This is a genomic window from Citrobacter sp. Cpo109, assembly GCF_030332565.1.
GTDB classification, from domain to species: domain Bacteria; phylum Pseudomonadota; class Gammaproteobacteria; order Enterobacterales; family Enterobacteriaceae; genus Citrobacter; species Citrobacter portucalensis.
Map to the genome: position 1 here is coordinate 21,915 of NZ_JAOWHQ010000056.1, position 13,008 is coordinate 34,922.

Sequence of the window (13,008 nt, forward strand, 5' to 3'; positions counted from 1 at the left end):
AGGATATTAACTACCCATGAAGGGTAAATATAAAGCCGTTCTGGCACTCCTCTTATTATTGATTCTCGTGCCGCTGACGCTAGTGATGACGCTTGGCCTGTGGGTGCCTACGTTGGTGGGTATCTGGTTACCCGTTGGAACACGCATCGCGCTGGATGAGAGCCCGCGGCTGACACGGCATGGGTTGCATATACCTGAACTCCGCTATCTGGTTGAAGATTGCCCGCTAGCACGCATCACTCAGGCGGATCTGTCTCACCCCAGCCGCTGGGCGCTGAATGTCGGGACCATTGAGTTGGATTCAGCTTGCCTGGCCAAATTGCCGCAGGCAGAGCCATCGCCGGTAGCGCCTAAAACGCTGGCTGAATGGCAGTCAATGCTGCCCAATACCTGGATTAACATCGACAAACTTATCCTTTCTCCATGGCAGGAATGGCAGGGAAAACTGTCACTCTCGCTCACTCCCTCTACTCAACAGCTGCGTTACCAGGGTGAAAAAGTTAAATTTCAGGGGAGTTTGCACGGGCAAAACCTCACGGTAACGGAGCTGGATGTTGCGGCATTTGAAGGCCAGCCGCCAGTAAAACTGGTCGGTGAATTTACTATGCCACTGGTGCCCGATGGACTACCGGTAAGCGGTCATGCGGTTGCGACGTTAAGTTTGCCGCAAGAGCCTACGCTTGTGGACGCCGAACTGGAGTGGCAACAAAACAGCGGACAACTGATCGTGATGGCGCGGGATAATGCCGATCCGCTGCTTGACCTTCCGTGGGAAATAACACGCCAGCAACTGACCATCAGCGACGGACGCTGGAACTGGCCTTATCAGGGATTCCCGTTAAGTGGCCGGCTGGGCATGAAGGTTGAAAACTGGCAGGCCGGACTGGAAAACGCGGTGGTGAGTGGACGTCTGAACATTCTGACGCATGGCGATGCCGGTAAAGGAAACGCCGTATTAACGCTGGGGCCAGGTAAGCTTGGTATGGATAGTAGCGATATGCCGCTACAGTTGACCGGTGAAGCGAAACAGGGCGATCTGATCTTCTACGCGAAATTACCCGCCAGACTCACCGGAAGTCTGTACGATCCGCAATTGGCTTTCGAGCCAGGGGCGCTGCTGCGCTCACGTGGGAGGGTGATTGATTCGCTGGATATTGACGAGATTCGCTGGCCGTTGGCAGGTGTAAAAGTCACACAACGCGGCGTGGATGGCCGTCTGCAGGCTATTTTACGTGCGCATGAAAACCAGATGGGCGGTTTTGAATTGCATCTGGATGGTCTGGCAAATGATTTTCTTCCTGATGCCGGTCGTTGGCAGTGGCGATATTGGGGTGAAGGCAGCTTTACGCCGATGCATGCCCGTTGGGACGTGGCGGGTAAAGGGGAATGGCATGACAACACCCTGAAGCTATTTGATCTTTCCACCGGATTTGATCATCTGCAATACGGCACGATGAAGGTGGAAAACCCACGTCTGGTGATGGACGAACCGATAGTCTGGGTGCGTGATGCAACCAAACCAACATTTAGCGGCGCACTGTCGCTGGACGCAGGGAGCACCACCTTCACCGGGGGAAGCGTGTTACCACCATCGACGCTGAAGTTCAGCGTGGAAGGTAGCGATCCGACAATTTTCCAGTTCAAAGGCCAGCTTCACGCGGGGGCGATTGGGCCCGTACAGCTGAATGGTCGTTGGGACGGTATCCGCCTGCGCGGACAGGCCTGGTGGCCAAAACAATCGCTCACCGTATTCCAGCCTCTGGTCCCACCTGACTGGAAAATGAAGCTACGAGAAGGTGAGCTGTATGCGCAGGTCGCGTTTTCGGCAGCCCCGGAGCAGGGCTTTGAAGCGGGCGGTCATGGAGTGTTAAAAGGCGGTAGCGCCTGGATGCCCGACAACCAAATCAACGGTGTCGATTTTGTATTGCCTTTCCGGTTTAGTGAAGGTGCATGGCAGCTGGGTACGCGTGGACCTATTTCACTGCGTATTGCGGAAGTGGTCAATCAGGTGACGGTGAAGAATATCGCCGCCGATCTGCAGGGGGCGTACCCCTGGAGTGAAAACAACCCGTTACTGTTGAGCGATGTCAGCGCCGACCTGCTGGGGGGCAAAATCATCATGCAGCAACTGCGAATGCCGCAGCACGACCCGGCCTTATTGCGGGTGCAGAATATCTCTTCCAGCGAGCTTATCAGTGCGGTTAACCCCAAACAGTTCGCCATGTCTGGCCCGGTCAGTGGCGCGTTGCCATTATGGCTGGATAACGAAAAATGGATCATTAAAGACGGCTGGTTGACTAATCCAGGGCCGATGACATTGCGTATTGATAAGGACACTGCGGATGCGGTCGTCAAAGATAACATGGCGGCGGGGGCGGCCATTAACTGGCTGCGTTATATGGAAATAAGCCATTCGTGGACGAAAATAAATCTGGATAACCTCGGTGTCTTAACCATGCAGTCAACCGTGACTGGCAATAGTCGGGTAGATGGCAAAGTAGGTACGGTTAATTTGAATTATACCCACGAGGAAAACGTCTTTACGCTATGGCGCAGTTTGCGTTTTGGCGACAATTTACAGGCATGGCTTGAACAAAATGCAGCGCTGCCGGAAACCCATTGCCCGGAAGGCAAGGAATGTGAGGAACAACAATGAAAACGATAGCTGCCATGCTGGGTCTGCTGGCTTCATCTCTGCTGGTAGGGTGCACTCCCAGAATCGAAGTGGCTGCGCCAAAAGAGCCCATCACCATTAATATGAACGTCAAAATCGAGCATGAGATCCATATCAAAGTTGATAAAGACGTCGAAAGTTTATTGAAATCGCGCAGCGATTTGTTCTGAGGTCATGATGAGAAAACAGTTTGCAGTGGCGCTGGTTGTCCTGAGTTTACTCAGTAGCAATGCGTGGGCATTGACCCTGAATGAAGCCAGAACTCAGGGACGAGTAGGGGAAACGCTCAATGGCTATCTGGTTGCATTGCAAACCGATGCCGAAACGCAGGCGCTGGTGAGTGAGATTAATAAAGCGCGCAACGCCAGCTATCAGCAACTGGCTGAGAGCAATAATATTCCGCCAGATGAAGTGGCAAAAATGGCCGGGCAAAAGCTGGTTGCTCGCGCTAAACCGGGAGAGTATGTGCAGGGTATTAATGGTAAGTGGTTGAAAAAAGAGTAAATCGCTTTTTCACACAGCCAGAGGGACACGACGCTGAATTATTCATCGACATCGCAATAGTTGCCACACGGCATAAAATGGATGCTGGTATAGTCCAACACCGGTCGCGTCGTGGGGTGAAATCATGTGGCTTCTCAAGTGGTACGTCTGGAATCGTTGGGTATTCAAGCTGTTAAGCCGGGATGTCGCGGAGCCTGAACAATTTTTGCTTCATTGCTGGGAAGAGAATCTGGCGAAATGCAGGGATTATGCAACCATCTGGCGTGATATTAATCGCATTCACGGCAAACAGATACGGGTACAGGTAAAGAAGTAAGTGTTGGAGAAACCCTCTCACCGGATGGTGAGAGGGGGAATTATCAGGCAGCGACTACGCTGTCGATAGCGGCTTTCGCGTCGGATTGTGCTTTAGATGCCACTTCCGGACCGTAAGCAATACCTTCAGCAAAGACGACATTCACGTCGGTGATGCCGATAAAGCCCAGGAATACGTTCAGGTACGGCGTGATCAAGTCGGTTGGTGTGTCTTTATGAATACCACCACGGCTGGTCAGCACCACAGCGCGTTTACCCGTCACCAGACCTTCCGGGCCTTTCTCGGTATAACGGAAAGTCACACCGGCGCGGGCAATCAGGTCAAAGTAGTTTTTCAGCTGCGTTGGGATGTTGAAGTTGTACATCGGCGCGGCGATAACAATCACATCATGCGCTTTCAGCTCAGCAATCAGCTCATCGGACAGCGCCAGCGCTTCTTGCTGACGCGGTGTCAGCGGTGTATCGCTCGGGCGCATCGCACCCACCAGTTCGCCATCCAGTACCGGTACAGGATTTGCAGCCAGGTCACGGACAGTGATTTCATCAGCAGAGTGCTTTTCACGCCACTGTTCAACAAAATAATCAGACAACTGACCAGACTGAGAGTACCCTGCCAGAATACTGGATTTAAGAACTAATACCTTGCTCATGGGTGTTTCCTTTTATGTGTTTGAAGGGGGGAGTGCCCCGTTGCTTGTTGACACTTTATTCACAATCCTGTCGCAGTGATAGCGCAATATATCGAATCCTATGTTCGAAATTATTGAACAACACATGAAAAGCGCCGATGTGGTACTCTATACCCATCATCTAAAAGAGATTTAACCCGGCAGAGCACTGCCTTTTAACGCTATGACAGAACAACAAAAATTAACCTTCAACATGTTGCAGCAACAGCTGGACTCACTGATGCTGCGTGACAGACAGCGTTTTGCCCGCCGTCTGCACGGTGTGAAGAAGGTTAAAAATCCTGATGCACAACAGGCCATTTACCAGGAGATGGCGAAAGAGATTGAGCAGGCAGCCGGTAAAGTTGTGCTGCGTGAAGCGGCGCGTCCGGAAATCAGCTATCCGGAAAACCTGCCCGTCAGCCAGAAAAAACAGGATATTCTGGAAGCAATTCGCGACCATCAGGTGGTGATTGTTGCCGGTGAGACCGGTTCGGGGAAAACCACCCAGTTACCCAAAATCTGTATGGAGCTGGGGCGCGGGGTAAAAGGGCTGATCGGCCATACCCAGCCGCGTCGTCTGGCGGCGCGTACTGTGGCGAACCGTATTGCGGAAGAACTGCAAACCGAGCCAGGCGGCTGTATCGGTTATAAGGTTCGTTTTAGCGATCATGTCAGTGATAACACCATGGTCAAGCTGATGACGGACGGTATCCTGCTGGCGGAAATCCAACAGGATCGGCTGCTAATGCAGTACGACACCATCATCATCGATGAAGCGCATGAACGCAGTCTGAATATCGATTTTCTGCTCGGCTATCTGAAAGAACTTCTACCGCGTCGCCCGGATCTAAAAATTATCATCACGTCGGCGACCATCGATCCTGAACGTTTTTCAAAGCATTTCAATAACGCGCCGATTATCGAAGTCTCCGGCCGAACGTATCCGGTGGAAGTGCGCTATCGCCCGATTGTTGAAGATGCAGATGACACTGAGCGTGACCAGCTGCAGGCAATTTTTGATGCCGTAGATGAACTGGGACGTGAAGGGCCAGGCGATATTCTGATCTTCATGAGCGGCGAACGTGAAATCCGTGATACTGCCGATGCCCTGAATAAGCTGGATTTACGCCACACCGAAGTGCTGCCGCTGTATGCGCGCCTTTCAAACAGCGAACAGAACCGCGTGTTCCAGTCGCACAGCGGGCGTCGCATCGTGCTGGCAACCAACGTGGCGGAAACGTCACTGACCGTGCCGGGCATTAAATACGTTATCGACCCGGGTACGGCGCGTATCAGCCGCTACAGCTACCGCACCAAAGTGCAGCGCCTGCCGATTGAACCGGTTTCCCAGGCCTCTGCGAATCAGCGTAAAGGGCGTTGCGGCCGTGTATCGGAAGGGATCTGTATTCGTCTGTATTCCGAAGACGATTTCCTGTCGCGTCCGGAGTTTACCGACCCGGAGATCCTGCGTACCAACCTGGCATCCGTTATTTTGCAGATGACCGCGTTGGGGCTGGGCGATATCGCCGCGTTCCCGTTTGTTGAAGCGCCGGATAAGCGCAATATTCAGGACGGTGTACGCCTGCTCGAAGAGCTGGGGGCGATAACCACCGACGAACAGGCAACCGCTTACAAGTTAACGCCGTTGGGCCGTCAGCTGTCGCAACTGCCAGTGGACCCACGGCTGGCGCGCATGGTGCTGGAAGCGCAAAAACATGGCTGTGTGCGTGAGGCGATGATCATTACCTCGGCGCTGTCCATTCAGGATCCGCGCGAGCGTCCGATGGACAAGCAGCAGGCTTCCGACGAGAAACATCGCCGCTTCCACGACAAAGAGTCTGATTTTCTTGCATTTGTGAATCTGTGGAACTATCTCGGCGAGCAGCAAAAAGCACTGTCGTCAAACCAGTTCCGTCGCCAGTGCAAAGTCGATTTCCTGAACTACCTGCGCGTGCGCGAGTGGCAGGATATCTACACGCAACTGCGCCAGGTGGTGAAAGAGTTGGGTATTCCGGTTAACAGCGAACCTGCTGAATATCGGGAGATCCACGTCGCGTTGCTGACCGGTTTACTGTCGCATATCGGGATGAAAGATACCGATAAACAGGAGTTTACCGGGGCGCGTAACGCTCGCTTCTCGATCTTTCCGGGGTCGGGTTTATTCAAAAAACCGCCGAAGTGGACGATGGTCGCGGAGCTGGTGGAAACCAGCCGCCTGTGGGGACGTATTGCTGCGCGTATCGATCCTGAATGGGTGGAACCGGTAGCCCAGCATCTGATCAAACGTTCATACAGTGAACCTCACTGGGAGCGCGCGCAGGGTGCTGTGATGGCGACAGAAAAGGTCACCGTCTACGGTTTACCGATTGTGGCGGCCCGTAAGGTGAATTACAGCCAGATTGATCCGGCGCTGTGCCGTGAGCTGTTTATCCGCCACGCGCTGGTGGAGGGCGACTGGCAGACTCGTCACGCCTTCTTCCGCGACAACCTGAAACTGCGCAACGAAATCGAAGAGCTGGAGCATAAATCGCGCCGCCGCGACATTCTCGTCGATGACGAAACGATGTTTGAGTTCTACGACCAACGTATCAGCCATGACGTAGTTTCTGCTCGTCACTTTGATAGCTGGTGGAAAAAGGTCAGCCGTGAAACACCGGATCTGCTCAACTTTGAAAAGAGCATGCTTATCAAAGAGGGCGCGGAAAAAATCAGTAAGCTGGATTATCCGAACTTCTGGCATCAGGGTAACCTTAAGCTGCGCCTGAGCTACCAGTTCGAACCCGGAGCCGATGCGGACGGTGTGACCGTACATATTCCACTCCCGCTGCTTAATCAGATCGAAGAGAGCGGTTTTGAATGGCAAATCCCGGGACTGCGTCGCGAACTGGTGATAGCCCTGATTAAGTCGTTGCCAAAACCGGTACGACGCAACTTTGTGCCCGCGCCGAACTATGCGGAAGCGTTTTTAGGCCGCGTCACACCGCTGGAACTGCCGCTGCTGGACTCGCTGGAGCGTGAACTGCGCCGCATGACCGGCGTTACCGTTGACCGTGAAGACTGGCACTGGGATCAGGTGCCAGATCACTTAAAAATCACCTTCCGGGTGGTGGATGATAAAAATAAGAAACTGCAGGAAGGACGTTCGCTACAGGGCCTGAAAGATGCGCTGAAGGGCAAAGTTCAGGAAACATTGTCCGCGGTGGCCGATGACGGCATCGAACAGAGTGGGTTGCACATCTGGAGCTTCGGTCAGCTTCCGGAAAGTTACGAACAAAAACGCGGTAACTATAAGGTGAAAGCGTGGCCGGCGCTGGTCGATGAGCGTGACAGCGTTGCCATCAAACTGTTTGATAATCCGCTGGAACAACAGCAGGCGATGTGGTGCGGTTTACGCCGCCTGTTGCTGCTGAATATTCCTTCGCCAATCAAATATTTGCACGAGAAGCTACCCAATAAAGCCAAGCTGGGGCTGTACTTTAACCCATACGGTAAAGTTCTGGATTTGATTGACGACTGTATCTCCTGCGGTGTGGATCAGTTAATTGACGCCAACGGTGGCCCGGTGTGGACCGAAGAAGGCTTTACCGCGCTGCATGAGAAAGTGCGGGCTGAACTGAACGATACGGTGGTGGAGATTGCGAAGCAGGTCGAACAGATCCTGACCGCAGTGTTTAATATCAACAAACGTCTGAAAGGGCGCGTGGATATGACCATGGCGCTGGGTCTTGCGGATATCAAATCGCAAATGGGCGGACTGGTGTATCGCGGGTTTGTTACCGGCAACGGTTTCAAACGTCTGGGCGATACGTTGCGTTATTTGCAGGCTATTGAAAAACGTCTGGAAAAACTGGCTATCGATCCGCACCGTGACCGTGCACAGATGCTGAAAGTGGACAGTGTGCAGCAGGCCTGGCAGCAATGGTTCAATAAACTGCCTCCCGCGCGCCGTCAAGATGCCGATGTCAAAGAGATCCGCTGGATGATAGAAGAGCTGCGCGTCAGCTATTTTGCCCAGCAGCTTGGTACACCGTATCCGATCTCCGATAAACGTATTCTGCAGGCGATGGAGCAGATTTCGGGATAAATCGGTGCAGGGCCGTAGGCCGGATAAGGCGTAGTCGCCATCCGGCATCTGTACCCGGTAAAGATAAACACCAGGAGTCATCAATATGAGTCAGTTTCCGACACTTTCCGCAACCACTCTTGCGGCTATCAATACCGTAGGGCGATGGCTGGCGCAGAATGATTTTACGGGGAATATCTCCGTTCAGTCAGATTGCGTGATTCTGGCAGGGAACGCGGTTATTCCGACCATCGACGCTGCTTGTCGGATCGCGAAAGAGCAACAGGTTCCCTTGCTGATTAGCGGTGGTATCGGTCATTCCACGCGCTTTCTGTATGATGCGATTGCCCGGCATCCGCGTTATAACATCATTCGTACTACCGGGCGCGCGGAAGCGGCGATCCTTGCCGATATTGCTCACCAGTTCTGGCAAATTCCAGGTGAGAAAATTTGGGTGGAAGATCAGTCGACAAACTGCGGTGAAAATGCCCGATTTAGCTGTGCGTTACTGAATCAGGCGGCAGAAAGCATTCATACCGTCATTGTGGTGCAGGATCCCACTATGCAACGCCGCACAATGGCCACGTTTCAGCGCGTAACCCGCGATGAGCAACATGCGCCGCGCTGGTTGAGTTTCCCTGGTTTCATTCCTGAACTGGCCCAACAGCACAACGGCGTGGATTTTGTGCCCGCGGCAGAAGGTCTGTGGTCGGTAGACCGCTATCTTTCTCTCATTACCGGTGAACTTCCGCGCCTGCGGGATGATGCTGCCGGGTATGGGCCCTGTGGACACGATTTTATCGTACATGTTGATATTCCCCAGGACGTTGAGCAAGCCTGGCAGCAGCTAAAAAATGATACCGCGCTGACCGACTTACTGGAGAGCCGTTCTCTGTAATTTTTGCTGCCCGTTTGTCGGCGTTTTATGGCAAACGGGCAGAAAGCCCATCCGTTTTTTCTCTTCATCATCACTTTTCCAGACGCTTTTATGAAGCAGTTCACAGAACCGCCACTCCAGCGATAATGCGTCATGCATGATTGATATTAATTAACAATAGTTTTACTTGTTAAAAACAAATCAATCACAGGAGAGCCGCATGTCAGTACCCGTACAACATCCTATGTATATCGATGGGCAGTTTGTGACCTGGCACGATGACGCCTGGATTGATGTCGTCAATCCGGCCACGGAAGAGATTATCTCGCGTATTCCCGATGGGCGTGCCGAAGATGCGCGTAAAGCGATCGATGCTGCGGATCGCGCTCAGCCGCAATGGGAAGCGTTGCCTGCCATTGAACGGGCAAACTGGTTACGCAAAATTTCTGCAGGTATCCGCCAGCGAGCCGATGAAATCAGCGCGTTGATTGTGGCGGAAGGTGGAAAAATTCAACAACTGGCTGACGTTGAAGTCGCGTTTACCGCCGACTATATCGATTACATGGCGGAATGGGCGCGTCGTTATGAAGGCGAGATCCTGCAAAGCGATCGCCCGGGTGAGAATATCCTGCTGTTTAAGCGTGCACTGGGCGTGACGACGGGCATTCTACCGTGGAACTTCCCGTTTTTCCTGATTGCCCGCAAACTGGCTCCCGCCTTGCTGACGGGGAATACCATCGTCATTAAGCCGAGTGAATTCACACCGAATAACGCCATCGCCTTTGCCAAAATTGTTGATGACATTGGTTTACCGCGCGGAGTCTTTAACCTGGTGCTGGGACGCGGTGAAACGGTCGGTCAGGAGCTGGCCGGAAACCCGAAGGTCGCCATGGTGAGCATGACCGGTAGCGTCGGCGCAGGTGAGAAAATTATGGCCGCAGCGGCCAAAAACATCACCAAAGTTTGTCTGGAGTTGGGTGGTAAAGCTCCAGCTATCGTGATGGACGATGCTGACCTTGAGCTGGCAGTGAAGGCCATTGTTGACTCACGGGTGATTAATACCGGACAGGTATGCAACTGTGCCGAGCGCGTATACGTTCAGAAAGGTATCTATGACCAGTTCGTTAATCGTCTGGGTGAGGCGATGAAAGCCGTGCAGTTTGGCAATCCGGCCGAACGCAATGACATTGCGATGGGGCCGCTGATTAACGCCGCTGCGCTGGAGCGTGTAGAGCAAAAAGTCGAGCGAGCGGTGCAGGAAGGCGCCCGTGTGGTGCTGGGCGGTAAAGCCGTTGCCGGCAAAGGTTATTACTATCCGCCGACGTTACTGTTAGACGTGCGCCAGGATATGGCGATTATGCACGAGGAGACGTTTGGTCCGGTGCTGCCGGTGGTTGCATTTGATACGCTGGAACAGGCGCTGACAATGGCCAATGACAGCGACTACGGACTGACCTCATCGATCTATACGCAGAATCTGAATACGGCAATGAAGGCGATTAAGGGACTGAAGTTTGGCGAAACCTATATTAATCGCGAAAACTTCGAGGCGATGCAGGGCTTCCACGCTGGCTGGCGCAAGTCCGGGATTGGCGGGGCAGATGGTAAACACGGTCTGAATGAATACCTGCAAACACAGGTAGTGTATTTGCAGTCTTAAGTTTTTCGCCGGGTGAGCCTGTACGCCACCCGGCGCAATTCTCACACTTTGGTGGCGATCCAGTTCATCATCATTTCCGGCCAGATGGCCAGCGGTAACCCTTGCGCATCGCGAATACCAAATCCGTGCTTACCGCGTTCAAACAGATGCATTTCGACCGGAACGCCCTGCTCACGTAGCGCATTAAAGAAAACCAGGCTGTTTTCCACTTTCACCGCCGGATCGTCAATGGCGTGTAGCAGGAACGTCGGCGGCGTTGTGCTATCCACGCGTTCTTCCAGAGAATAGTGGCGCAGATCTTCCTTTTCTGGCGTAGCGCCAACCAGCTCAAGACGGGATCCCGGGTGACCGATATCTTCGCGCAGGGTGACAACCGGGTACACCAGTGCCATGAACGCAGGACGCGCAGGTTGCTCGTCTATGCTATCAATCGGTGTATAAACCGGTTCGGCAAACCGGGTTCCCAGGCTGGCGGCTACGTGACCACCGGAAGAGAAGCCCAACACACCGATACGATCAGGGTTAATTTTCCATTCATGGGCGTTGGCGCGAATGTAGCGCATGGCGCGCTGGGCATCGGCCAGCGGCGCGTTTGCACCTTCCTCATGGCCATCACCCGGCATGCGGTAGGTCATCACAAACAGGGTATAACCGCGAGCGTTAAAGAATGGTGCCAGTACGCTGCCTTCTTTATCCATCACCACGCGACGGTAAGAACCTCCCGGTGTAACAAGGATCCCTACGCCGTTAGGTTTTTCGGGGGCATAAACGGTAATTTCCGGGGCGCGAATACCGGTGACAGCACGATCATACTGAGATGTTCCTGTATGTCGGGGTTCAGGCGTAAACACCGCATCGCTGTTTTTTGCTCCGGGGGCTTCACTCTGCGGCCAGAATGAGACGGTGGTTGCGTGGGCAACGGCTTGCTCCATCATGTTTTCTAACGTTTCACGACTCAGTGCTTCCATTACTATGCTCCCTCAGTGGCAAAGGTTAGCTATAGCACAGTCAGTGAATCGAAAACGGGGAGAGACTCACAACGTATTGAATTCGCGGGAAATGAAAGAGGGCGGAGGCGGACCTCCGCCAGAATATTAGAGCTTGATAAATTTATCCAGCGTACGAATAAGCTGGGTGACAAAACCGTATTCGTTATCGTACCAGGCGACGGTTTTTACCAGTTGCAGATCGCCCACTTCGGTAATCTCGGTTTGTGTTGCATCAAATACCGAACCGAAATGCGAGCCAATGACATCTGACGAGACGATTTCCTCGTCGGTATAACCAAACGACTCATTATTTTGCGTGGCTTTTTTCAGCGCGTTGTTGACCTCTTCAGCAGTGACTTTTTTCCCCAATATCGAAACCAGTTCCGTAACGGATCCGGTTTTCACCGGAACACGCTGGGCATGGCCTTTTAATTTTCCGCTCAACGCCGGAATAACCAGACCAATGGCCTTGGCGGCACCTGTGGTATGGGGAATGATGTTCTCTGCTGCTGCCCGCGAGGCGCGCAGATCTTTCCCGCGTGGACCATCAACCAGCGACTGCGTTCCTGTGTAGGCGTGGATGGTGGTCATAGTGCCAAGCTGAATACCGAAGCTGTCGTGCAGCGCTTTCGCCATCGGTGCCAGGCAGTTGGTGGTGCACGACGCGACCGAGATAATCCGATCGTTCGCATCCATTGTGTCGTCGTTGACGTTAAAGACGATGGTTTTCATATCGCCAGCCGGGGCGGATATTAGTACTTTTTTGGCCCCTGCATCCAGGTGCGCGTTGGCTTTTTCTGTCGAGGTATAAAAACCGGTGCATTCGATGATTATCTCAGCGCCAGTGGTTTTCCATGGGATATTTTTGGCCTCTTTTTCTGCGTAAACCGCGATTTTTTTACCGTCGACAATCAGCGCGTCTTCGGTAAAGTCGATGCTCCAGGGAAACGGGCCGTAGTTTGAATCGTGCTTTAACAGATAGGCGAGAATTTTAGGTGAGGTGAGGTCATTAATGGCCACAACCTCCACGTTGCTTTTGACTTCCAGTAGTCGACGCAATACCAGACGACCGATACGACCAAAACCGTTAATGCCAATTTTACTCATGGTTTTCTCCTGTCAGGATGAGGCGGTACGACATATTTTCCCTACCAGGCTTAGTCCAGACAGGCATCCTCGGCAATAGCGGTTCTTGCGGTTAAGCGTAAGCGACTGAAAATGGGTGAACAAAAGTTAATGAATTTTTAACAAAAGC

10 protein-coding genes are annotated in these 13,008 nt (G+C 53.0%); 7 read left to right on the forward strand and 3 right to left on the reverse strand.

Features of this window, described 5'->3' with window-relative positions:
* Positions 1-16: 16 nt before the first annotated feature.
* The 4 genes from OGY71_RS09755 to OGY71_RS09770 all read left to right on the forward strand — a co-directional run bounded on the left by OGY71_RS09755 (position 17) and on the right by OGY71_RS09770 (position 3,494).
* Positions 17-2,656: a YdbH family protein gene (locus OGY71_RS09755; RefSeq protein ID WP_286613203.1), complete on the forward strand. Its 2,640-nt coding sequence runs from the start codon at positions 17-19 to the stop codon at positions 2,654-2,656.
* A complete protein-coding gene (locus OGY71_RS09760; protein ID WP_003020350.1) occupies positions 2,653-2,844 on the forward strand; it encodes a YnbE family lipoprotein in 192 nt (63 codons plus the stop codon). The genes OGY71_RS09755 and OGY71_RS09760 overlap by 4 nt, the downstream gene beginning before the upstream one ends.
* Before the next feature lie 7 nt (positions 2,845-2,851).
* Positions 2,852-3,178: a YdbL family probable chaperone protein gene (locus tag OGY71_RS09765; RefSeq protein ID WP_003833190.1), complete on the forward strand. Its 327-nt coding sequence runs from the start codon at positions 2,852-2,854 to the stop codon at positions 3,176-3,178.
* 124 nt (positions 3,179-3,302) lie between these two features.
* Positions 3,303-3,494 carry a hypothetical protein gene (locus tag OGY71_RS09770; RefSeq protein ID WP_003020344.1) on the forward strand — a complete coding sequence of 64 codons (192 nt, stop codon included), beginning with the start codon at positions 3,303-3,305 and terminating at the stop codon, positions 3,492-3,494.
* Between the two features lie 43 nt (positions 3,495-3,537).
* On the opposite strand, the gene azoR is transcribed toward OGY71_RS09770, so the two are convergent.
* The gene (gene azoR / locus OGY71_RS09775) at positions 3,538-4,143 is read right to left on the reverse strand and encodes an FMN-dependent NADH-azoreductase (RefSeq protein ID WP_003020341.1); all 606 of its coding nucleotides are present in this window, start codon (positions 4,141-4,143) and stop codon (positions 3,538-3,540) included.
* A gap of 202 nt (positions 4,144-4,345) precedes the next feature.
* Between azoR and hrpA the strand changes: the two genes are divergently transcribed.
* From hrpA to aldA, 3 genes are all read left to right on the forward strand, one after another.
* Positions 4,346-8,248 (forward strand): ATP-dependent RNA helicase HrpA, encoded by a 3,903-nt coding sequence (gene hrpA, locus OGY71_RS09780; RefSeq protein ID WP_286613205.1) that lies wholly within the window; start codon positions 4,346-4,348, stop codon positions 8,246-8,248.
* Positions 8,249-8,333: 85 nt separating this feature from the next.
* Positions 8,334-9,125, forward strand: a complete 792-nt coding sequence (locus OGY71_RS09785) for a YdcF family protein (RefSeq protein WP_003833187.1) — start codon at positions 8,334-8,336, stop codon at positions 9,123-9,125.
* A 199-nt stretch (positions 9,126-9,324) separates the two neighbouring features.
* The gene (gene aldA, locus OGY71_RS09790; RefSeq protein WP_063940795.1) at positions 9,325-10,764 is read left to right on the forward strand and encodes an aldehyde dehydrogenase; all 1,440 of its coding nucleotides are present in this window, start codon (positions 9,325-9,327) and stop codon (positions 10,762-10,764) included.
* A 41-nt stretch (positions 10,765-10,805) separates the two neighbouring features.
* Here aldA and OGY71_RS09795 read toward each other — a convergent pair whose 3' ends face one another.
* On the reverse strand, positions 10,806-11,732 hold the full coding sequence (locus OGY71_RS09795) for an alpha/beta hydrolase (RefSeq protein WP_126957621.1): 927 nt from the start codon (positions 11,730-11,732) through the stop codon (positions 10,806-10,808).
* 126 nt (positions 11,733-11,858) lie between these two features.
* Entirely contained in the window at positions 11,859-12,860 is a 1,002-nt protein-coding gene (gene gap / locus OGY71_RS09800; RefSeq protein WP_008784871.1) for a type I glyceraldehyde-3-phosphate dehydrogenase, read from the reverse strand.
* Positions 12,861-13,008 lie beyond the last annotated feature (148 nt).

What these genes read in the sequence shown, in the direction of transcription:
- gap (WP_008784871.1), bottom strand. Translation starts at nt 12,860, where the DNA reads ATGAGTAAAATTGGCATTAACGGTTTTGGTCGTATCGGTCGTCTGGTA.
- OGY71_RS09785 (WP_003833187.1), top strand. Translation starts at nt 8,334, where the DNA reads ATGAGTCAGTTTCCGACACTTTCCGCAACCACTCTTGCGGCTATCAAT.
- OGY71_RS09760 (WP_003020350.1), top strand. Translation starts at nt 2,653, where the DNA reads ATGAAAACGATAGCTGCCATGCTGGGTCTGCTGGCTTCATCTCTGCTG.
- OGY71_RS09755 (WP_286613203.1), top strand. Translation starts at nt 17, where the DNA reads ATGAAGGGTAAATATAAAGCCGTTCTGGCACTCCTCTTATTATTGATT.
- OGY71_RS09795 (WP_126957621.1), bottom strand. Translation starts at nt 11,732, where the DNA reads ATGGAAGCACTGAGTCGTGAAACGTTAGAAAACATGATGGAGCAAGCC.
- aldA (WP_063940795.1), top strand. Translation starts at nt 9,325, where the DNA reads ATGTCAGTACCCGTACAACATCCTATGTATATCGATGGGCAGTTTGTG.
- OGY71_RS09770 (WP_003020344.1), top strand. Translation starts at nt 3,303, where the DNA reads ATGTGGCTTCTCAAGTGGTACGTCTGGAATCGTTGGGTATTCAAGCTG.
- azoR (WP_003020341.1), bottom strand. Translation starts at nt 4,143, where the DNA reads ATGAGCAAGGTATTAGTTCTTAAATCCAGTATTCTGGCAGGGTACTCT.
- OGY71_RS09765 (WP_003833190.1), top strand. Translation starts at nt 2,852, where the DNA reads ATGAGAAAACAGTTTGCAGTGGCGCTGGTTGTCCTGAGTTTACTCAGT.
- hrpA (WP_286613205.1), top strand. Translation starts at nt 4,346, where the DNA reads ATGACAGAACAACAAAAATTAACCTTCAACATGTTGCAGCAACAGCTG.